This is a genomic window from Polynucleobacter sp. JS-JIR-5-A7, from assembly GCF_018687935.1.
Lineage (GTDB): Bacteria > Pseudomonadota > Gammaproteobacteria > Burkholderiales > Burkholderiaceae > Polynucleobacter.
The window spans coordinates 136,693-158,133 of record NZ_CP061308.1; the positions used below are offsets into that span (position 1 = coordinate 136,693).

The following is a 21,441-nucleotide window of genomic DNA, read 5'->3' on the forward strand; positions in this document are numbered from 1 at the left end:
CTCATTACTCGTTTGAGCCCTAAATAAAAAAGCCCTTCTTGAAGGGCTTTTTAACAATGAAATTCAAAAGCAGCCTAGGAAAACAGCTCGCTGAGGGCGACGCCAGGATCGGGTGAGCGCATAAATGCTTCGCCAACTAAGAATGCATTTATATGATTGGCACGCATGAGTTGAACATCTGCGCGACTCAATATTCCCGATTCAGTGACTAATATTTTATTGCTTGGAATAGAGGATAGGAGCGAGAGAGTAGTTTGAAGAGTTACTTCAAATGTTTTAAGGTTGCGATTATTGATTCCTAGCAATGGTGTCTTGAGTTCCAGCGCTTGATCAAGTTCAGCAGCGTTATGCACCTCTACTAAGACATCAAGACCTAATTCATGAGCACAAGCTTCAAGCTCTTTCATTTGGTTTAATTCAAGGCAGGCCACAATCAGCAAAATAGCATCCGCACCAATCGCCCGCGCTTCATAAATTTGGTAGGGATCAATCGTGAAATCTTTCCGCAATACTGGAATACTACAAGCGGCGCGAGCTTGCTGAAGAAATGCGTTGCAGCCTTGAAAGTAATCGATATCTGTTAAGACTGATAAGCAGGCCGCACTATGTTTTTCATAGGACTTAGCAATGTTGGCTGGAATAAAGTTCTCACGCAAAATACCCTTACTTGGGCTTGCTTTCTTGATTTCGGTGATCACGCCAGCTTTACCCGCTGCGATTTTCTGCTCAATGGAACGTATAAAGCCTCTAGGCTTTAACGCTGGATCTTGATTGTTTGCCTGCGCTTGATCGCGTTGATTTGCGAGCGAGAGTTGTTTTAAGTTTTGTGCAATCTCTATCTTCTTTGTTGCAACAATTTTTTCGAGAATATCGCTCATGAACCGTGATTTATTTAGATTGAGTTGCTGCAACAAAGGCATCTAATTTTTGCCGGGCAGCGCCTGATGTAATGGCAGCTTTAGCTTTTGCAATACCGCTGGCAATATCAGGGGCAACGCCAGCTACATACAGTGTGGCGCCTGCATTAAGGCAGACAATATCACTTGCTGCACCAGGCTTATTGTCGATGACATCAAGCACAATGTTCTTGGATTCTTCAGCATTAGCAACCTTGAAACTACTCGTGAGAGCGGTATTTAATCCAAAGTCTTTTGGATGAATTTCATATTCACGCACAATCCCGTCTTTAAGCTCGCCTACAAGAGTAGGGCCTTCAAGTGAAATTTCATCAAGGCCATCACGACCATACACTACTAAAGCATGTTCCATGCCGAGTGCCTCTAATACGCGCGCCTGAATGCCAACGAGATCTGCATGGAATACACCCATCAAAATACGTTTAGCATCTGCTGGATTGGTTAATGGACCCAGGATATTAAAAATAGTGCGCACACCCAATTGCTTACGAATCGGTACAACATTTTTCATGGCAGGGTGATGATTGGGCGCAAACATGAAACCAGCGCCAGCTTGAGAGATACATGCTGCCACTTGCTCTGCGGAAAGTGCGAGATTGACGCCAAGCGCCTCTAATACGTCGGCGCTACCAGACTTACTGCTTACGCTGCGATTGCCATGTTTAGCAATTTTTGCACCTGCTGCCGCTGCAACAAACATCGCTGCAGTAGAAATATTGAATGTATGGGCTCCATCGCCACCAGTACCCACAACATCAACTAAATGAGAGCGGTCATCTACATGAACCGCAGTAGCAAACTCACGCATCACTTGTGCGGCGGCTGCGATTTCACCAACGGTTTCTTTTTTAGTGCGTAGAGCAACTAAGAGACCGGCTACAAGCTCGGGTGACATTTCGCCACTCATGATGAGGCGCATCATTGCCGTCATTTCATCATGGAAGAGTTCGCGATGTTCGATGCAACGTTGGAGGGCTTCTTGTGGAGTAATTGGCATGACGCTTTTATATGTTTGCTGAGTTACTTGTTTTCTAGAAAATTCTTGAGCAGGGCATGACCATGCTCAGAAAGAATTGATTCTGGATGAAACTGGACGCCTTCAACTGCCAATTCTTTGTGACGCACACCCATGATCTCTCCATCAGAGGAGGTGGCAGTAACTTCCAAGCATGCTGGCAAAGAGCTTTTTTCAATTGCCAAAGAGTGATAGCGAGTGACCTTGAATGGGTCTGGTAGGTTTTTAAATACACCAACGCCAGTGTGATGAATGCTATCCGTCTTGCCGTGCATTACTTTCTGAGCGCGAATTACCTTGCCCCCAAAAGCTTCACCAATCGCTTGATGACCTAAGCACACACCCAAGATAGGAATCTTTCCAGCATATTGTTTGATAGTCTCTACAGAGATACCAGCTTCTGCTGGGCTGCATGGTCCTGGAGAAATGCAAATGCGTGCAGGATTGAGTTTTGCAATCGCTTCAACGGTAATTTCATCATTTCGAAATACTTTGACCTCTTCACCTAGCTCAGCAAAGTACTGCACGAGGTTGTAGGTAAATGAATCATAGTTATCAATCATTAGGAGCATCGAGTCCTCCTTGTACTAAATCGGCCGCTGTTAATACTGCGCGTGCCTTAGCTTCAGTTTCTTTCCATTCAGCTGTGGGATCTGAGTCAGCTACGACACCAGCGCCAGCCTGCGAGTGCAGCATACCATCACGAATGATTCCAGTGCGAATCGCAATCGCTACATCCATATCACCTGAGAAGGAGAGGTAACCTACTGCGCCACCATAAACACCGCGTTTCACAATTTCCATTTCATCAATGATTTCCATTGCCCGAATTTTTGGCGCGCCTGATAAGGTGCCTGCAGGGAAAGTGGCACGCAAAACATCCATATTGCTCATATTGTCTAAAAGATCACCCTCAACCGAGCTCACAATATGTTGCACGTGAGAGTACTTTTCAATGGACATAGAGTCAGTCACCTTGACCGAGCCTGTTTTAGCAATACGACCAACGTCATTGCGAGCAAGGTCAATCAGCATAACGTGCTCAGCGATTTCTTTCGGGTCTGCTAAGAGTTCTTTAGCAAGGCGCTCATCTTCTTCTGGGTTGGCGCCACGGGGACGTGTTCCAGCAAGCGGCCGAATCGTCACAATTTTTTCTGCTGCACGTTTTTCTTGGCGTACTAAGATTTCTGGGGAAGAGCCAACGATCTGCATATCGCCAAAATCATAGAAATACATATAGGGCGATGGGTTCAATGAGCGCAATGCTCTGTAGAGCGCAAGCGGTGAATCGGTAAAGGGTTTACTAATGCGCTGACCGATAACTACCTGCATACAATCGCCAGCCAAAATATATTCTTTAGTTTTACGAACGGCATCTTCGAAATCTACCACTTTGAATTTACGAATCAGATCAGTTTTACTGCTTGCCAAAGAAGGCGGCATGTTGACTTGCTTGCTCAGACAGGCAAGTAATTCTTTCAAGCGAGCCTGGGCTTTTTCAAAGTCATCAGTCAAGCTCGGATCAGCATAGACGATGAGATAAATTTTTCCCGCAACGTTATCAATGACAGCCAACTCTTCAGTGAGCATGAGTTGAATATCAGGAACACCCAGCTCATCTGGTAGTGAATGTTTGGCAAGACGTGATTCGATATAACGAACTGTGTCATATCCAAAGTAGCCAGCTAGACCTCCACAAAAGCGCGGTAGCCCCACCTCTACTGCAACCTTAAATCTTTTGAAATAAGCATCTATAAAATCTAGTGGATTATCTGTATTGGTCTCAACTACTTTGCCATCAGTAAGCACTTCGTTAACGGGTTTAGATGGGGTGCCTACTGAACGAATAACAGTCCTGGCAGGCAGGCCAATAAAGGAGAAGCGACCAAAGCGCTCGCCACCTAAAACTGATTCCAAAAGGTAGGTATTTTTTTTGCCAAAAGCTTGGCTCAACTTGACGTAGAGCGATAGCGGCGTTTCTAAATCCGCCAAAACCTCTTTCACTAGAGGAATGCGATTGAAACCCTGCTTTGCTAGGGCATTGAATTCCTCGCGCAGCATTAGGCTTTTCCTGACTTTCCTAACTCTGCGCGCATTGCGTCAATGACTTGGGCGTAATTCTCTTGACCAAAAATAGCTGAGCCTGCAACAAAAGTATCTGCACCTGCTTGTGCAACTTGTGCAATGTTATCGACCTTAATCCCACCATCCACTTCAAGACGAATGTGACGACCTGTCTCTGCTTCGTAGCGATCTAAACGGGAACGCACTTGAGCAATCTTTTGAAGAGTGCTTGGAATAAATGATTGACCACCAAAGCCAGGATTGACTGACATGAGTAGTACAAGATCTAGCAGGTCTAAGGTGTGATCCAAATGATCAAGTGGTGTTGCGGGATTGAAAACTAGCCCTGCTTGACAGCCTTGATCACGAATTAAATTCAATGTGCGATTCACATGAGGGCTTGCCTCTGGATGAATGCTAATCAAATTGGCGCCAGCTTTTGCAAAATCAGGAACGATGCGATCAACCGGTTCAATCATTAAGTGAACATCGATAAGCGCAGACGTGCCATTTTTATTTGCATAGGGGCGAATGGCCTCACACACTAAGGGGCCAATAGTGAGATTAGGCACGTAATGGTTGTCCATCACGTCAAAGTGAATCCAGTCAGCGCCAGCCCCTAAAACATCTTGTACTTCCTTGCCAAGGCAGGCAAAGTCAGCCGACAAAATGGAGGGGGCAATCAGAAATTGATGATCAGATGATGTTTTTTGGCTTTCCATCCCTAGATTCTAGCTTGCAGTTGGCCTTGGGATGGAGCAGAATTCGAGCATGAATCCCCATGAAATCAGCATTACGGTTAAGACCCAGTACCTTCCAGACCAATCTGACCCAGATAATCGCCAATTTGCCTTTGCCTATACGGTCATCATCCGCAATACGGGATCAGCCAGTATTCAGTTGATTGCCCGCCATTGGTTCATTACAGACGGGGACAACGACGTCCAAGAGGTGCGCGGTCTTGGGGTTGTTGGTCAGCAACCTCTATTGCGCTCCGGTGAGCATTTTGAGTACACCAGTTGGGCTACCCTGCCAACGCCCGCCGGAACGATGCGGGGCGAGTATTTTTGCGTAACCGAGGATGCGCAGTTTTTTCAGGCGCCCATCCCAGAATTTGCACTGGTAATGCCCCGCACCCTCCACTAAGCAAGGGGCCTTATTTTTTGGAGGCTTACTTTTTGCCTTTGCCAGTCCAAAGGACGATGAATAATAAAAGTCCTAAGGCAATAGCACCCTCAAGGACAAACAGTAGCATTGGGTATTCATCAAGTAAATTGGCAATCATGATTTCTAAAGTTAAATTGTTCCAGACAAGTGTATTCGCTATTGTTCTTGCCAGCTTGCTGGTTGCTTGTTCAACGCCCCCTACTCGAAGTACCGGATATCGATCCAGTGGGTCGGGTACTGCACCATCCACCTATAGCTCATCCATTGCCAGTTTTAGCGCCGTATCTTGGCAAGCCTTACCGGGTTGGCAGGAAGATGATATGGCGCTGGCATGGCCAGCTTGGCTCAAGAGCTGCGAGGCCTTGCGCAGACGCAGTGGCGAAACCAACTGGCGCCAAGTCTGTAGTCAGGCCACCAGTGTCTCGAGCAGCGATAGCCAAGCGATTCGTCGCTATTTTGAAAATTATTTTCAGGCTTATGAAATTCGCAATAGCTCTGGAAGTGATACAGGCTTGATCACAGGTTATTACGAGCCAGTCATGAATGGTTCGCAAACGAGAACCGGTATGTACAGCGTGCCGCTCTATGCCTACCCCAATGCTTGGAAAAAATCTAAGCCAAATCCAGGACCATCGCGAGCAGAGTTAATGAGCTCAGGAATGCTGAAGGGATCTGAAATTGCATGGGTACAAGATCCTGTTGCGGCTGTGTTTATGCAAATACAAGGCTCTGGAAAAATTCGCCTTGACGATGGTCGCGTTCTGCGTTTAGGTTACGCGGGTACGAATGACCAACCCTTTAAATCTTTTGCGCAATGGTTGCTTGATCGCAAAGAAATTACACGCAGCGAGGCAACGATGCAGGGAATTTCACAATGGGCTAAGCGCAACCCAGGGCGTGTGAATGAAATGCTCAACGCTAATCCTCGGTTTGTCTTTTTCAAAGAGCTGCCAGGCAATGTAGAGGCTGATTTGGGCCCCAATGGTGCGCTAGGAGTACCTTTAACGAGTGAGCGGAGTGTTGCGATCGATCTTCAGGCAATGCCTTTAGGCGCGCCTGTATTCTTGGCCACCACCAAACCCTTAAGTAGCCAGCCCCTGCAAAAGCTGGTAATGGCGCAGGATACTGGCAAAGCAATTGTGGGCGGCGTCAGAGCTGATTACTATTGGGGATCGGGTGAGGCTGCCGGAGAAATGGCGGGGCGCATGAAACAAAATGGCAAGATGTGGTTATTGTTGCCGCGTTAATGAATGTCACATTAGAGAGAAAACTATGAGCTACAAAACTATTTTGACTGAGGTGGATGGCAAGGTTGCTACCATTACTTTGAATCGTCCTGAGGTACTCAATGCACTTAACGATCAACTAATGGATGAGCTTGGCGCTGCATTACTGAGTTTTGATGCGGATGACAATATTGCTTGCATCATCGTTACAGGCAGTGAAAAAGCTTTTGCTGCTGGCGCTGATATTGCATCAATGGCAAAGCGTAACTTGCAAGATGTCTATCGTCACAATTTTATTTCGCGTAACTGGGAGCATATGCAAAAAGTACGCAAGCCTGTAATTGCTGCGGTATCAGGCTATGCACTAGGTGGTGGTTGTGAACTGGCCATGATGTGCGACACCATCATGGCGGCTGATAACGCTAAGTTTGCTCAGCCAGAAATTAAATTAGGCATCATCCCAGGCGCTGGTGGTACACAACGTTTGCCACGTGCGATATCTAAAGCGAAGGCGATGGATCTTGCGTTGACAGGTCGCATGATGGATGCAGCAGAAGCTGAACGTTCAGGCTTGGTATCCCGCGTCTTTCCCAAAGCGGATTTATTAAAAGAGGTGAAAGCAATTGCTAAAGACATTGCTGATATGCCCTTATTGACCACAATGATGGTGAAAGAGGCGGTGAATACCGCTTACGAAACTACACTGTCACAAGGCATTCATTTTGAACGCCGTTTGTTCCATACCTGCTTTGGAACAAATGATCAAAAAGAAGGCATGGCAGCATTTATTGAAAAACGCCCTGCCAAATTTACGAATTCTTAACGATTCAATTGCTTAATTTTTTTCTAGGTAGCGTTGAGCTAGTTTGACCCAATAGCTCACACCTACTGGTATCAAAGCGTCATTGAAGTCATATGAAGGATTATGAAGATGGCACGGTCCCATGCCATGTCCTACTGAGCGATGATCACCATCGCCATTGCCTAAAAAAACGTAGCAACCAGGCTTATCTAGCAACATAAAAGCAAAATCCTCTGCACCCATGGTTGGGTCAATCGAGGTATTTACATTTTGCTTACCAACTAACTCGCTCATCACCTCGCTGGCAAATACGACTTCCTTTTCATGATTGATTAATGGTGGATAGTTTCTTGAGAACTGAATTTCCGCCTGACAATCAAATGCAGCTGCGACCTGATGGGTGATATCTCGCAAGCGTTGCTCAATTAAATCTAAGACCTCAAGCGTAAAGGTGCGAACAGTGCCGCCAATGAACGCACTATCAGGAATGACATTGCTGGTCTCGCCTGCATGAAATTGTGTGACTGAAAGCACGGCTGCGTCTACAGGTCGTTTATTACGGGTAATGATGCTCTGTAGGGCCAGCACTACTTGCGCACCCGTAAGCACGGGATCAGCGCTGTTGTGCGGCAAGGCGGCATGACCACCTTTGCCAGTAATAGTAATTTCAAAAGCATTGCTCGATGCCATCATTGGGCCTGCGGTCACACCAAAATGACCTTCAGCCAAACCAGGCCAATTGTGTAATCCAAATACAGCATCACACGGAAACTGCTCAAACAAGCCATCTTTGATCATTTCGCGAGCACCGGCACCACCCTCTTCGGCCGGCTGAAAAATAAAAATCACCGCACCTTTAAAGTCGCGATGATTCGATAAATATTGTGCTGCGCCCAAGAGCATGGCAGTGTGACCATCATGACCGCAGGCATGCATCTTTCCAGGATTACGAGAGGTGTGCGCAAAGTTGTTGTGTTCCTGGAGTGGGAGTGCATCCATGTCTGCACGCAAACCAATCATCTTGCCTGCGCCTAAATCTCCATCTAGTCGTCCAACCACCCCGGTTTTGCCCATGCCACGAAAGACAGTAATGCCCCAGCTTGATAAAGCTTCTGCAACAAGATCAGCTGTGCGGTTTTCTTCGAAACGCAATTCAGGATGAGCATGAATATTGCGACGAATATCTTGGATTGCTTCTGTGGATGCAACGATTTCAGAAAGTAAATGCATGCCTTTATCTTATCTGAAAGTGGCTCTAGGCGCACCCTAGCTGGGCTTAATGGGGCGATTACAGATAGCTATGAATGTATTTATGTATTGGGTAGTTGAATGTGCTGTGCAGCAAATTCGAGCGCTTCTACAGAGTAGGGGCTGTTATCAGGCTTTTGAATTGCAGCGGGCAATTGAGGGATCAGCCCTAAAAAAGGAGCATCTATCTTAGATTGCAGCGATTCGATGTTTTCAGTGAGTAAATGCATTTTTTGAGAAAGGGTATTCGCAACCCAGCCAGCAATTTTTAAGTGGCGTACCTTGATTGCTTCTATGGTGAGTAAAGCATGATTCATGCAGCCTAATTGCATGCCTACAACCAGAAGGGCCGGTAAATTGATTCGCTCTGCGAAGTTTCCCAAATCTTCATGATCATTTAGTGGGGTTAAAAAACCACCAGCTCCTTCCACCACCATACAGTCGCTTTGCTTCTGAATCTCACTGTAAGCTCTCATCATTGTGTCAAGCTCAAGCCGAATATTTTTAGATTTGGCAACTAAGTGGGGTGCTGCTGGAGTATCTAAAACATAAGGACATAGAGTTAGTTGACCTGGGGCTAAATTCGAAGCGATACGTAAAGTCTCTACATCTTCATTGAGCCATTGACCTTCATTGCTTTGATAGGTACCAGCAACCACAGGCTTAAAGCCAAGAACATGTTTACCTTGCTTACGCAATTTGAGAATCAAGGCGCCGCTGACTAGCGTTTTGCCAACTTCAGTATCCGTGCCGGTAATAAAGAACCCAGGATGTTGATTCATCAAAGACTCTTTTCAATCACTTGTTGTTCGATTGACTGTAGTGTGTTGATCAGGGCGCGCAGATCATCTTCGCTATGGTTTGCAGAAAACGTAATACGCAAGCGTGCACTGCCTACGGGAACGGTGGGCGGCCTAATTGCCGGAATCCAATAGCCTGCATCATCCAATAACTGAGCCGCTAATAAAGCATTGGCATTGCTACCAAGAATCAGTGGCTGAATGGGTGTGCTTGAAGAAATCTTTTTCCATGCTGAGAAATGCATTTCTTTTTGCCAGATATCAATCAGTTTATCTAAGTGAGCGCGGCGTTGTTTGCCGTCATCTGTTTCAATAATCTCTAGGCTTGTGAGAAGTGCATGAGCAATCGCAGGGGGCGTAGCTGTGCTGTAGATATAAGGACGACCCTTTTGAATCAGCCACTCGATAAAAGAGTCTTGTGCGCAGATAAAAGCACCACTGACCCCAGCAGCCTTGCCTAGCGTGCCGATATAGATGATACGATCCGAGCAAATATTCTTTTGCTCCAAAATACCATGACCCTGTTTGCCTAGCACTCCAAATCCATGAGCATCATCTACCATCAAGAGGGCATCGTATTGCTCAGCAATAGCTAGCAGTTCTGTGACAGACGCGAGATCACCATCCATGCTGAACACGCCATCAGTCACAATCAATTTAAAAGGCCTGGCATCCTTTTTGATTGCTTCAATTAAAGAGTCTAGTTGTGTGTGATCAAACAGCGTCACTACAGCGTTGGTTTGTGCGCTCGCTAAGCGAACACCATCAATCAAAGAAGCATGATTGAGTTTTGCTGAATAAATACTGGCATTACCCGGAGAAGCAAGCCTTACCAAGCCAGTAATAGCCGTGAGGTTTGCAAGATAGCCGGCACTAAAAAATAATGTACGCGGCTTAGGAATGTGGTGGCTCTGAAATGCAGCGAGTCTTTTTTCTAGTAACTCATGGGCAATGCTATGGCCACTGATGAGGTGGGAGGCACCACTTCCTACGCCATATTTTTGAGCGCCCTCAGACCATGCATTGGCAATCTCAGGGTGGTTTGCAAGACCAAGATAGTCATTACTACAAAAGGCTTTCAGTTCTCGTTCTTCTATCAATACTTTGGAATCGCAAGGGGATGAAGTAATACGCAGCTTGCGCTTAAGTAATTGCAGATCTAAATCTGCAATTTGCTCTTCTGCTAATTTGAGCGCATTAAAAGATTTAGACATTTACAACCTGATTGAGTGCACGTTGTACTGCCTGACCCATTTGCTCAGTTTCTTGTGCAGACAAAATATAGGGAGGCATTACATAAACAGTATTACCAATTGGTCTTATCAAAATACCTTCATTCAAACTCTTTGCAAACATCTCGCGAGGAAAAGCATTGGCATTTGTGAGCTTAGAAGCTTTGACATCAAACGCCAAGATCATCCCTTGTTGGCGCCAATGCTCAATGCGGGCATCTGATTTAGCCCAAGCAAATGCATTGGCTAAATCTTGTGAGCGAATGATATTTTTTTCAAGAACTTGTTCTGTTTCAAAGAGCTCGAGACTGGCTAGCGCCGCTGCGCAAGCCAGTGGGTTACCAGTGTAAGAATGCGAATGTAAGAATCCATGCTTGGTTTGATCGTTGTAAAAGGCGCGATAAATTTTATCGGTAGTCATGCAAAGCGAGAGGGGTAAATACCCTCCGCTAATTCCTTTGGAGAGCGTTAAAAAGTCAGGCCAAATTCCAGCATGTTCGCAGGCAAAGAACTTTCCGCTGCGACCGCATCCTACTGCGATCTCGTCCGCAATTAGGTGGACTTGATAGCGTTCACATAAATCTTTAATGAGTCGTAGATATTCGGGGGAATACATCGCCATTTGGCCAGCACATTGCACGAGCGGTTCAATAATGATTGCGGCAATCTGTTCATGCTCTTTTGCAAATAATTGCTCGAGCTCATTCGCTGCCTGTCTTGCAACATCCTCTGCGCTTTCACCATTTTTTGCTTTACGCACATCGGGTGAGCTTACTGTGTAGACATCCTGCAAAAGCGATCCGTAAGCCTCTCGGAAAATCGCAACATCGGTAACCGCAAGTGCACCAAGCGTTTCTCCGTGATAGCCATTTTCAAGACAAACAAACTTTTTCTTTTGTGGTTTGCCATTGAGTTGCCAAAAGTGGTGACTCATCTTTAATGCAATCTCCACTGCGGAAGCGCCATCAGATGCGTAGAAGACGTGACCTAAATTCCCTTTGGTCAGTACTGCTAGTTTTTCAGACAACTCTATTACTGGAGGATGTGTGAAGCCGGCAAGCATGACATGCTCAATCTTTTCTAGTTGTCTAGTGATGGCTTGATTGATGTGAGGGTTCGAGTGTCCAAAGAGATTGGTCCACCATGAGCTGATGCAATCGAGTAGGGCATTTCCATGCTCGTCATAAAGCCAGGCCCCTTTGCCTTTAGTGATCGCCACCAGCGGAAAAGATTCATGGTGTTTCATTTGGGTGCAGGGGTGCCAAACAGCAGCTAGGCTGCGATCTACTAAGCGGGTTTGATTTAAATCAGAAATAACCTTCATGTTTGATATTTGACCACTAGTTTTTCCTAATTCAGGCTTGTATCTGTTATGTTTATGCCTTGGATTGACCTATTTTCTGGAATTTACCGATGCAGTACGCTCAAACCGTAGAAAAACCCCTGACCCAAGTTAAATCGAAGGCTGATTTGCGAAAAGAGCTTGATGTATCTGGTAAGTGGACGGTTGCTCAGGTTGAGGCCCTATTTGCCTTGTCTTTCAATGAGTTGATGCTTAAGGCCCAAGAGACCCATAAAGCTTATTTCCCTGAGGGTGATGTGGAGTTAGCCACTTTGCTGTCGATTAAGACTGGTGGCTGCCCAGAGGATTGTGCATATTGCCCCCAAGCTGCTCGCTATGACACTGATGTGAAGGCTGAAAAGCTTATGGGTCTAGAGGAGGTTTTAGAGGCGGCTAAGGCGGCTAAGGCGGCTGGTTCGAACCGTTTCTGTATGGGCGCTGCTTGGCGCGAACCCAAAGATCGTGATATTGAAAAAGTGACCGCCATGATTAAGGGGGTTAAGGCTTTAGGTCTTGAGACTTGCGCCACCTTGGGCATGTTGGAGGCTAAGCAAGCCCAGGCCCTGTCAGATGCGGGCTTAGATTTTTATAACCACAATCTTGATACGAGTGAAGATTTTTATCGCTCCGTGATTTCTACCCGCGACTATCAAGATCGCTTAGATACCATTTCTCATGTTCGTTCAGCAGGCATGTCTGTTTGTTGTGGCGGCATTGTGGGGATGGGCGAATCCCGTGAACAGCGTGCCGCATTTTTGACCCGTTTAGCTAACTTGAGCCCTTATCCCGAGTCAGTGCCAATCAATCATTTAGTGCCAGTTGCAGGTACACCATTGGCGGATCAAAAGCCTTTAGACCCCCTTGAATTTGTCAGAACAATTGCAGTTGCCCGCATCACGATGCCTCAGGCACGCGTGCGTTTATCTGCTGGTCGACAAGAGCTTGGCAGGGCTGTTCAGGCTATGTGTTTCTTGGCTGGTGCCAATTCCATTTTCTATGGTGAGCAACTACTCACTACCGCTAACCCTGAGGCGGAGCAAGATCGTGCGCTCTTAACTGAGCTGGGCCTCAAGACCAAGCAAAGCTGTAAAACCGAGGTTTTAGTTTAAGTTTATGGCCATGACCTCGCCCATTGATAAGCTGATTATTGAGTTTGATACCGCCTTGCGATCTGTCTTTGGTGGGGCAAATGCTGGGCGACCAACACCAGGGTCAGCAGTGACTCCAAGCCATTCTTTGGATGCAGCGGAACGTAAACATGCTGCAGGTCTCATGCGCGTCAATCACGTTGGCGAGGTGTGCGCGCAGGCGCTCTATCAATCACAAAAATTAGTTGCCAGAAATCCGCAAATTCAAGAGATGTTCAATCATTCCGCTCAAGAAGAAATGGACCACTTGGCATGGTGCGAAACTCGCCTGGAAGAGCTTGGCTCGCATACCAGTTATCTCAATCCATTATGGTACGCAGGATCCTTTGCAATCGGCTTGGCAGCTGGCTTAGCGGGTGATCAATGGAGTCTAGGTTTTGTGGTTGAAACAGAAAAGCAAGTTGAAAATCATCTTCAGAGTCATCTTGAAAAATTACCACCAGAAGATCATCGCTCACGCGCGATTGTTGATCAAATGCGGATCGATGAAATTGAGCACGGACAAGCTGCCTTGCATGCTGGCGGAGTAAGCTTGCCTGAGCCAGTTCATAAAATGATGCAGGCCGCATCTAAAGTGATGACTACAACCGCTTACAAAATTTAAGTTGCCTGATAGTGGCACTGAAGAGTTTGAAAATAATTTTTTTTGATTTATTTTTTACAGATACTGTTTATAAAAACAGTATATTTATCCATTATCTAGCTCTATAGCTAAGATGTATTCTTAAGTATATTTTCCAAGCCATTGTTTCAAGTAGCTATTTTATTATCACCATTTTATGAACATACGACGCTAAGTGTTTGTAAACACTAGAGAAATTCCCAAAAAATAGCCAAAAACACTTGACCCCCCTATTGCAATCCTCTAAAGTGGGAGGAAGTGTGAAAAAGTGGGGTAAATGGTGTTTCAAGGTGCGTCAGCTCTCAATTTAGATGCAAAAGGTCGGATGTCGATTCCGGCAAAGCATCGTGACGCCCTAATGGTGCAGGGTGACGGCCGTGTCACGCTCACAAAACACCCCGATGGCTGCCTTCTTTTGTTCCCAAGACCAGAGTGGGAGGGCTTCAGAGCTAGGGTTGCGCAACTGCCCATGGACGCTCATTGGTGGCGCAGAATTTTTCTTGGCAATGCTGCTGAGATTGATCTTGATAGCGCAGGTCGTGTTTTGGTCAGTCCAGAATTACGTGCTGCCGCAGGAATCGAAAAAGAAGTGATCTTGCTCGGTATGGGCAGTCACTTGGAATTGTGGGACGCAGCTACATACGCCGCAAAAGAACAGGCTGCGATTGCGCAAGGTATGCCTGAAGCGCTCAAGCAATTTAATTTTTGATGACAGGGTGCTATGAACATAACTCATCGCCCAGTGTTACTGGCCGAGGCGGTGACGGCGCTAGTCAATGGTCCGCTCATTCGGAATCAAAGTGCAACCCAAAACATGCTAGTCATCGATGGAACGTTTGGGCGCGGCGGTCATACACAAGCACTGCTCAAGCAATTACCAGCCTCAGCTCGCATGATTTCATTCGACAAGGATTTGGATGCGATTGCCGTAGCACAACAAATCAACGATCCACGCTTAAGGATCGTACACGACAGTTTTGCGCAGATGGATCAGTACGCAGCACCAGAATCGGTCGATGGAATTTTGTTAGATCTGGGGATCAGTTCGCCCCAAGTGGACGAAGCGCATCGGGGATTTTCTTTTCGGCGCGAAGGTCCACTCGATATGCGGATGAACACCAATCAAGGTTTGACGGCTGCAGAGTGGTTAGAGCAAGCACCGCAGGAGGAAATCACGCACGTGATTAAGACTTACGGGGAAGAGCGTTTTGCATTTCAAATCGCAAAGGCGATTGTGGCTAAGCGAGAAGAGGGCTTGTCGCCGCAAACGACTACGCAATTAGCAAGTCTCGTTGCAGGTGTAGTGCGTACCCGCGAGGCTGGACAAGATCCTGCCACTAGAACTTTTCAGGCCTTACGTATCTTTATCAATCGTGAGCTAGAAGATTTAGAGTTAGGTCTAAAGGCGGCCCTGAAATTATTGAAGCCAGGCGCAAGGCTTGCAGTGATTAGTTTTCACTCATTAGAAGATCGCATTGTTAAACAATTTTTACAAGCCCATGCAAAAGTAGAAATACCTCGTGGGTTACCGGTGCGTGAAAAAGATTTACCCCAAAGTATGATTGAGATTATTGGGCGCATAAAGCCCAGCGATGAAGAGGTTGCGGAAAATCCGCGCGCTCGCTCAGCCATTATGCGAGTAGCAGAAAAGCGATTGGGGGTGGTCACATGAATCGCGCAACCTTGACCTTATTAGCTTTGTTATTGCTTTGTGCATTATCTTTGGTCGCCGCACAGCAACGTGCTCGTCAATTATTCATCGCCCAAGAGCGCGCTCAGATTGAAGAGCGTAAGTTGAATCAAGAGTGGTTGCGTTTGGAATACGAGCAGCGCAATCTTTCAAAATCCGCGCGTATACGAAGCGTAGCGCGTAATCAATTGCATATGGCACCGATTTCTCCTGAACGTACTTTGTACATCAAGGAGGCCCCATGAGAACGGTTGGATTTTCAACGACGCCAAACTTAGTATTGCGTCTGCCTATGTGGCGGTCGCGCTTGATGCTATTTCTTTTGTTTTTTGTCTTCATGTTGCTATTGCTGCGCGCGTTCTGGATTCAAGGTCCAGGTAATGCCTTTTATGAGGCAAAGGGCGTGAGAGGTACACAGCGTGAGTTAGAGTTGCCAGCTAGTCGCGGAAAGATCTTGGATCGCAATGGGCAGGTGATTGCAACTAGCCTTGAAGCAAAATCGGTGATTGCATATAACGATACTGTGCCAGATGACTTAGCTGCGGATAAGGTAAAAAAACTGGCTGGCTTATTGCAAATTAGCGAAGCTGAATTGCGTAAAAAGCTAAAAGATGATCGCAAGCAAGTCTTCTTAAAGCGTCAAGTCGATCCAGAAATTGCGCTACAGATTAAGCAACTAGAAATTCCAGGCATTGGTCTGAATAATGAATATCGACGCTTTTATCCTGAAGGTGAGGCAATGGCTCACGTTGTGGGATTTACTAACGTTGAGGATAAGGGTCAAGAAGGTATGGAGCTCTCTAGAGAAAGAGAGCTTGCAGCTCATCCTGGTCAAAGACGTGTAGTAATCGATCGCCTAGGGCGTGTAGTAGAGGACATCGCTATTGAGCAGTTGCCGCAGAATGGTAAAGATTTGCAATTATCGATCGATAGCAAAATTCAATATCTTGCTTATAACGCGGTAAAGAGTGCAGTAGAGCAACATCATGCAAAAGCGGGTGGTGCCGTTGTTCTAGATACGCAGACTGGTGAAATCCTGGCTTTGGCAAATTACCCAAGCTACAACCCAAATGATCGTCGGAATTTAAGTGGCGAGCAACTGCGTAATCGGGTGCTGACAGATACTTTTGAGCCTGGCTCAACAATGAAACCTTTGACGATTTCCATCGCTCTAGAAAAGGGAGTAGTTAAACCAAATACCAATATGGTGATTGGTGCAAAGTATCTGGTCGGACCTAAGCCAATTACAGATTCACACCCTTTTGCTAACTTAACTGTTTCCCAAGTAATTCAGAAGTCGAGCAATATTGGCACTGCAAAGATCGCATTGAATAATCTCTCCGCAGAAGAGATGTGGGATTTTTATACATCAGTAGGTTTGGGACAAGCGCCAAAAATTGGTTTCCCAGGCGCTGTTGCTGGCACAGTGCATCCCTTTAAAAAATGGGTGCCCACTGACCAGGCACGTATCGCTTTTGGATACGGCATTTCTGCTTCACTCTTTCAAGTTGCGCGTGCATATACGATATTTGCGCGCGATGGTGAGTTGATTCCACTAACCATCGAGCGTAGTCCGGGCGTGAAAAATGGTACGCAAGTGCTTTCAGCAAAAACTGCTATTGAAATGCGGGAAATGATGGAAACGGTAACTGAGACTGGCGGCACAGCTGTCAAGGCGCAGACTGAAGGTTATCGGGTTGGCGGTAAGACAGGCACAGCGCATAAGCTTGTTGGCAAGGGGTACGGAAATTCTTATCGTGCTTACTTTGCTGGACTTGCCCCTATTAGCGCACCGAGGATTGTTGTGGCGGTCATGATTGATGAGCCTACTGGTGGTAGCCACTACGGTGGAGATGTGGCAGCCCCTGTTTTTTCTACGATTGTTGGTGAAACATTGAGGGCTTTAAATGTTGCGCCTGATACGAGACCAAATTTAATGGCATTAGATGATAAGAACTCTACAGAGGTTCGTGCTGCTAATGTACAGACACAGCATGTGGTTCTGAAAAGATGACGGTGGCATTGAATATGAAACCCAATCATTTGATTGACCACTTGCACACCCTAGCAAATTCTTCAGCAAAGGTGAGCGCGGATAGTCGTCAGATTGAATCTGGCGATATCTTTTTTGCATACCCTGTTGGCCACGGAAACGCCTTGCGTGATGGGCGCCAATTTATCGATGCTGCTTTACAAAAAGGCGCAGTAGTAGTCGTATTTGACTCTGTTGGCGCTGATGCTGATTATTTAGATCATCCCCAATGTATTGCGATTGAAAATCTTGCAGAGAAAGTAGGTAAGTTTTGCGCCCAATGGTATGGCGAGCCAAGCAAGCAATTACAAGTGATCGGGGTTACGGGTACTAACGGTAAGACCAGTATTACTCAGTGGTTAGCTAACGCATTGGATCAACCGAATCACCGTACAGCAGTACTGGGCACCTTGGGAACGGGTTTTCCAGGTTCGCTGGAGAAGACTGGATACACAACCCCAGACGCGCCAAAGCTACAGACTCAGTTAAAGCAGTTATTAGACGCTGGTGCTAAACAAGTGGCAATGGAAGTGTCATCTCACGCATTGCAACAGGAGCGCGTCGCAGGAACTACATTTCATTGCGCAGTATTTACCAACTTAAGCCAAGATCATCTCGACTACCACGGAAGTATGGCTAACTATGCTGAAGCAAAAGCAAAGTTATTTAGTCAGCCTGGTTTAGAGCATGCCGTCGTAAATTTAGATGATCCTTTTGGTCGTGAGCTGGCGATGAATCTGTTGGCTAGGGATGAACTGAGAGTTTGGGCTTACGCTTTAAATCTATCAGCTTTCAAGGGCTTTGAAAAATTTGGTGACCGTCTACAACGTATTTATGCAGTAGATAGTGTCTTAAATGGCTTTGGATATGATTCTGTTTTCACATACGAAGGTGTGGGTAAAAATTCTCTCCATATTTCTCTGCTTGGCGAGTTTAATTTAAGCAATGCGCTGGCAGTGTGGACAACGCTATTGACGCAAGGCCTCACTCGGGATGAAGCAAGTAAATGTGTCGGTCAATTGCAGTCGGTCATCGGGCGCTTGGAGCTCATCTCATTAGGTAAGAGTCAGTCCGAAGGTCCTTTGGCGGTTGTGGATTACGCACATACGCCGGATGCTTTGCAGAAGACTCTGCAGGCATTGCTCCCAATTGCCCAGCAACGCGGTGGCAAGTTATGGTGTGTATTTGGTTGCGGTGGTGATCGCGATAGTGGCAAACGTTCTCAAATGGGTACCGTTGTTGCTAACATTGCCGATCAAATCATCATTACCAGTGATAATCCGCGCTCTGAAGATCCTGAGGCGATTATGGAGATGATTCGTCAAGGAATTCACTCGTCTAGTGCAAATGTGCAGGTGATTGCAGATCGTGCAGTAGCAATCATGGCCGCTATTCGACATGCAGATATAAAGGATGTGGTGCTGGTTGCCGGCAAAGGTCATGAGACTTCGCAAGAGATTAAAGGCAAGCGTTTTGATTTTTCTGATCAAGAGCATATTCGTCTGGCTGCCGGAGGTCTAGTCTGATGATGACGACATTAGCCCAAGTACACACTATGTTGCCCGGAAGTAGATTGCTGAATGTTTCTGATGAGGCTGCAAGAGTTATTGTGCTATCGAGGGTTGGCACAGATAGCCGTCAAATTGATACTGGTGAGCTATTTATTGCTTTGTCAGGCGAGCGGTTTGATGCCCATGATTTTTTAGTAGATGTTGCAAAGTCTGGTGCTGGAGCAGCATTAGTGAGCAGCGCAGAGAAGTGCCCAGGAAATTTGCCGGCAGTTTGTGTTGCGGATACACGCATTAGTTTGGGTGATTTAGCGAAAGCTTGGCGCGCAAATCATGAGATTCCATTAGCCTTGGTTACCGGTAGCAATGGTAAGACTACGGTTAAAGAGATGATTGCCTCTATATTTAAAGTGGCAGCCGGCGAGACTCATACCTTAGTCACGAAAGGTAATCTCAATAATGAGATTGGTTTGCCCTTGACCTTGTTGAAGCTGCGTTCGACAGATCGCCTTGCAGTAGTGGAGTTGGGTATGAATCATCCCGGCGAAACGGCACAACTAGCGGCGATTGCTCAAGCGAATATTGCCCTCATTAATAATGCCCAACGCGAGCATCAAGAATTTATGGCAACGGTTGCTGCGGTTGCTGAGGAGCATGCCGATGTGATCCGCGCTTTACCTAAAGATGGTATTGCTGTGTTTCCCGCAGACTCCGAGTTCACTTCGGTATGGCGTATAGCTGCGGGCGCAAGAAAGGTGATTGATTTCGCTTTGTTGTCTGCTCAAGCAGATACGAATGCTTCAGTAAGGGGTCGTTTATTAAACAATGGTCTCGTAGAGGTGATTACCGATATGGGATCAGTTGAAATTCAGCTGAATACTCTTGGTAGCCACAATGTACGTAATGCTTTGGCTGCAAGTGCTGTAGCTTTGGCTGCTGGACTTAGTCTTGAAAAAATCAAGCAAGGTCTGGAGGCTTTTGCGCCCGTGAATGGACGCATGCAGCCTAAAAAGATTCATCCAAATTACACATTGATTGATGATAGCTACAACGCTAATCCAGATTCAGTGCGGGCTGCCATTGATGCGTTGAAGCAGTCTGGAAATATTGCTTGGTTGATTCTGGGTGATATGGGAGAGGTTGGTCATCAGGGTCCTGAGTTTCATCGTGAAGTAGGTGCTTATGCGGCTGAGCAGGGAGTTACTCAGTTATTTGCTCTTGGTGAGCAATGCCAGTTTGCGATTCAAGGTTTTGATGGCGCTATAAAAACTAACCCAGCATCAAAAGCCATACATTTTTCCAATATGGATAGTTTGATTGCTCAATTAAGAGATGCATTGCATGCACAGAACGCAGGCAGTAATCAGCATCTCAATATTTTGGTTAAGGGTTCCCGTTTTATGCGCATGGAACGTGTAGTGCAAGCCTTGTTAGAGGAGGCTAAGACATGTTCATAATTTTGGCGCAATGGTTACAAGAGGATTTCGGCTTTTTCCGAGTAATTAATTACATCACCTTTAGAGCGGTAATGGCGACCGTTACTGCATTGTTAATTGGCTTGGCTGCAGGTCCCTGGGTGATTCGAAAGTTAACTGCATTGAAGATGGGGCAGGCCGTGCGTACGGATGGTCCAGAAACCCATTTAGTGAAATCGGGAACGCCAACGATGGGTGGCGTATTAATTCTCATTGGTATTTTTGTCTCTTGCATGCTCTGGGCTGATCTCAGTAATCGCTTTATATGGATTGTGATGATCGTGACTTTTGGTTTTGGGGCTGTGGGTTGGGTGGATGACTATCGTAAGGTCGCACGCAAAGATCCTAAGGGCATGGCATCAAGAGAAAAGTTTTTCTGGCAAACCTTGATTGGTTTATTTGCTGCGATTTACCTAGCGTTCTCAGTGTCTGAGGTGAATAACCTCAAGGTATTGCAATTGTTTTATGAGTGGCTCAAAAGTGCCTTTGCTTTAGATCTACCAGCCAAAACGAATTTACTAATACCTTTTATGAAAGAAGTGAGTTATCCCTTGGGCATGATGGGCTTCATCATCTTAAGTTATCTCGTCATTGTCGGCAGTAGTAATGCCGTCAATTTGACTGATGGCCTTGATGGCTTAGTAATCATGCCAGTGATTTTGGTAGGCGCTGCATTGGGTGCTTTTGCCTATGTGATGGGTAATGCTATCTACGCTAAATATTTATTGTTTCCGTATATCCCAGGTGCTGGTGAGTTATTGATCTTTTGTGGCGCCATGGGCGGAGCAGGTCTAGCTTTCCTTTGGTACAACGCGCATCCAGCGCAAGTATTTATGGGTGATGTGGGTGCCTTAGCTCTCGGTGGCGCGCTTGGAACAATTGCAGTGATTGTGCGTCAAGAAATTGTTCTCTTTGTGATGGGCGGTATTTTTGTGGCTGAAACACTTTCAGTGATGCTGCAAGTCTTTTGGTTCAAGCTCACTAAAAAACATTTTGGTGAGGGTCGTCGCATCTTCCGAATGGCGCCTTTACATCACCATTTTGAATTAGGCGGTTGGAAAGAAACACAAGTGGTGGTTCGTTTTTGGATTATCACGATCCTCTTGGTATTAATTGGTTTATCAAGTTTGAAATTACGGTGAACCACAGAGTA

21 protein-coding genes are annotated in these 21,441 nt (G+C 46.2%); 12 read left to right on the top strand and 9 right to left on the bottom strand.

What is annotated here, in order from left to right; translation table 11 throughout:
• Positions 1 to 74 precede the first annotated feature (74 nt).
• The 5 genes from trpC to rpe are packed head-to-tail and all read right to left on the bottom strand — an operon-like array spanning position 75 to position 4,718.
• The gene (gene trpC / locus AOC29_RS00785; protein ID WP_215296169.1) at positions 75 to 878 is read right to left on the bottom strand and encodes an indole-3-glycerol phosphate synthase TrpC; all 804 of its coding nucleotides are present in this window, start codon (positions 876 to 878) and stop codon (positions 75 to 77) included.
• Positions 879 to 888: 10 nt separating this feature from the next.
• Complete coding sequence (trpD, locus tag AOC29_RS00790) at positions 889 to 1,914, bottom strand: anthranilate phosphoribosyltransferase (RefSeq protein WP_215296170.1); 1,026 nt, start codon at positions 1,912 to 1,914, stop codon at positions 889 to 891.
• A 23-nt stretch (positions 1,915 to 1,937) separates the two neighbouring features.
• Positions 1,938 to 2,504 carry an aminodeoxychorismate/anthranilate synthase component II gene (locus tag AOC29_RS00795; RefSeq protein WP_215296171.1) on the bottom strand — a complete coding sequence of 189 codons (567 nt, stop codon included), beginning with the start codon at positions 2,502 to 2,504 and terminating at the stop codon, positions 1,938 to 1,940.
• Positions 2,488 to 3,993: an anthranilate synthase component I gene (gene trpE / locus AOC29_RS00800; RefSeq protein ID WP_215296172.1), complete on the bottom strand. Its 1,506-nt coding sequence runs from the start codon at positions 3,991 to 3,993 to the stop codon at positions 2,488 to 2,490. Before trpE ends, AOC29_RS00795 begins: the two co-directional genes overlap by 17 nt.
• Complete coding sequence (gene rpe, locus AOC29_RS00805) at positions 3,993 to 4,718, bottom strand: ribulose-phosphate 3-epimerase (RefSeq protein WP_215296173.1); 726 nt, start codon at positions 4,716 to 4,718, stop codon at positions 3,993 to 3,995. Before rpe ends, trpE begins: the two co-directional genes overlap by 1 nt.
• Before the next feature lie 49 nt (positions 4,719 to 4,767).
• Between rpe and apaG the strand changes: the two genes are divergently transcribed.
• The 3 genes from apaG to AOC29_RS00820 all read left to right on the top strand — a co-directional run bounded on the left by apaG (position 4,768) and on the right by AOC29_RS00820 (position 7,212).
• Positions 4,768 to 5,142, top strand: coding sequence for a Co2+/Mg2+ efflux protein ApaG (apaG, locus tag AOC29_RS00810; RefSeq protein ID WP_215296174.1), 375 nt, complete (start codon positions 4,768 to 4,770; stop codon positions 5,140 to 5,142).
• 137 nt (positions 5,143 to 5,279) lie between these two features.
• Positions 5,280 to 6,410, top strand: coding sequence for a murein transglycosylase A (locus tag AOC29_RS00815; RefSeq protein ID WP_215296175.1), 1,131 nt, complete (start codon positions 5,280 to 5,282; stop codon positions 6,408 to 6,410).
• Between the two features lie 25 nt (positions 6,411 to 6,435).
• Positions 6,436 to 7,212 (top strand): enoyl-CoA hydratase, encoded by a 777-nt coding sequence (locus AOC29_RS00820; RefSeq protein WP_215296176.1) that lies wholly within the window; start codon positions 6,436 to 6,438, stop codon positions 7,210 to 7,212.
• Between the two features lie 12 nt (positions 7,213 to 7,224).
• Here the strand turns inward: AOC29_RS00820 and AOC29_RS00825 are convergent, their stop codons facing one another.
• The 4 genes from AOC29_RS00825 to bioA all read right to left on the bottom strand — a co-directional run bounded on the left by AOC29_RS00825 (position 7,225) and on the right by bioA (position 11,795).
• Complete coding sequence (locus AOC29_RS00825; RefSeq protein WP_215296177.1) at positions 7,225 to 8,421, bottom strand: M20 aminoacylase family protein; 1,197 nt, start codon at positions 8,419 to 8,421, stop codon at positions 7,225 to 7,227.
• Between the two features lie 80 nt (positions 8,422 to 8,501).
• Positions 8,502 to 9,221 (bottom strand): dethiobiotin synthase, encoded by a 720-nt coding sequence (gene bioD / locus AOC29_RS00830; RefSeq protein ID WP_215296178.1) that lies wholly within the window; start codon positions 9,219 to 9,221, stop codon positions 8,502 to 8,504.
• Positions 9,221 to 10,453: an 8-amino-7-oxononanoate synthase gene (locus AOC29_RS00835; RefSeq protein WP_215296180.1), complete on the bottom strand. Its 1,233-nt coding sequence runs from the start codon at positions 10,451 to 10,453 to the stop codon at positions 9,221 to 9,223. The genes bioD and AOC29_RS00835 overlap by 1 nt, the downstream gene beginning before the upstream one ends.
• The gene (gene bioA, locus AOC29_RS00840) at positions 10,446 to 11,795 is read right to left on the bottom strand and encodes an adenosylmethionine--8-amino-7-oxononanoate transaminase (protein ID WP_215296181.1); all 1,350 of its coding nucleotides are present in this window, start codon (positions 11,793 to 11,795) and stop codon (positions 10,446 to 10,448) included. Before bioA ends, AOC29_RS00835 begins: the two co-directional genes overlap by 8 nt.
• 89 nt (positions 11,796 to 11,884) lie before the next feature.
• Between bioA and bioB the strand changes: the two genes are divergently transcribed.
• From bioB to mraY, 9 genes are all read left to right on the top strand, one after another.
• The gene (gene bioB / locus AOC29_RS00845; protein WP_215296183.1) at positions 11,885 to 12,922 is read left to right on the top strand and encodes a biotin synthase BioB; all 1,038 of its coding nucleotides are present in this window, start codon (positions 11,885 to 11,887) and stop codon (positions 12,920 to 12,922) included.
• A 10-nt stretch (positions 12,923 to 12,932) separates the two neighbouring features.
• Positions 12,933 to 13,565, top strand: coding sequence for a 2-polyprenyl-3-methyl-6-methoxy-1,4-benzoquinone monooxygenase (coq7, locus tag AOC29_RS00850; RefSeq protein WP_215296184.1), 633 nt, complete (start codon positions 12,933 to 12,935; stop codon positions 13,563 to 13,565).
• Positions 13,566 to 13,863: 298 nt separating this feature from the next.
• Positions 13,864 to 14,292 (top strand): division/cell wall cluster transcriptional repressor MraZ, encoded by a 429-nt coding sequence (gene mraZ / locus AOC29_RS00855; protein ID WP_215297238.1) that lies wholly within the window; start codon positions 13,864 to 13,866, stop codon positions 14,290 to 14,292.
• A gap of 12 nt (positions 14,293 to 14,304) precedes the next feature.
• Positions 14,305 to 15,255 carry a 16S rRNA (cytosine(1402)-N(4))-methyltransferase RsmH gene (gene rsmH / locus AOC29_RS00860; RefSeq protein ID WP_215296185.1) on the top strand — a complete coding sequence of 317 codons (951 nt, stop codon included), beginning with the start codon at positions 14,305 to 14,307 and terminating at the stop codon, positions 15,253 to 15,255.
• Positions 15,252 to 15,518 (top strand): cell division protein FtsL, encoded by a 267-nt coding sequence (gene ftsL / locus AOC29_RS00865; RefSeq protein WP_215296187.1) that lies wholly within the window; start codon positions 15,252 to 15,254, stop codon positions 15,516 to 15,518. Before rsmH ends, ftsL begins: the two co-directional genes overlap by 4 nt.
• Positions 15,515 to 17,287: a penicillin-binding protein 2 gene (locus AOC29_RS00870; RefSeq protein ID WP_215296189.1), complete on the top strand. Its 1,773-nt coding sequence runs from the start codon at positions 15,515 to 15,517 to the stop codon at positions 17,285 to 17,287. Before ftsL ends, AOC29_RS00870 begins: the two co-directional genes overlap by 4 nt.
• Positions 17,288 to 17,301: 14 nt before the next feature.
• On the top strand, positions 17,302 to 18,831 hold the full coding sequence (locus tag AOC29_RS00875) for a UDP-N-acetylmuramoyl-L-alanyl-D-glutamate--2,6-diaminopimelate ligase (protein WP_251370023.1): 1,530 nt from the start codon (positions 17,302 to 17,304) through the stop codon (positions 18,829 to 18,831).
• Complete coding sequence (gene murF, locus AOC29_RS00880; protein ID WP_371819543.1) at positions 18,828 to 20,270, top strand: UDP-N-acetylmuramoyl-tripeptide--D-alanyl-D-alanine ligase; 1,443 nt, start codon at positions 18,828 to 18,830, stop codon at positions 20,268 to 20,270. Before AOC29_RS00875 ends, murF begins: the two co-directional genes overlap by 4 nt.
• Entirely contained in the window at positions 20,261 to 21,430 is a 1,170-nt protein-coding gene (gene mraY / locus AOC29_RS00885) for a phospho-N-acetylmuramoyl-pentapeptide-transferase (protein ID WP_215296192.1), read from the top strand. Before murF ends, mraY begins: the two co-directional genes overlap by 10 nt.
• Positions 21,431 to 21,441 lie beyond the last annotated feature (11 nt).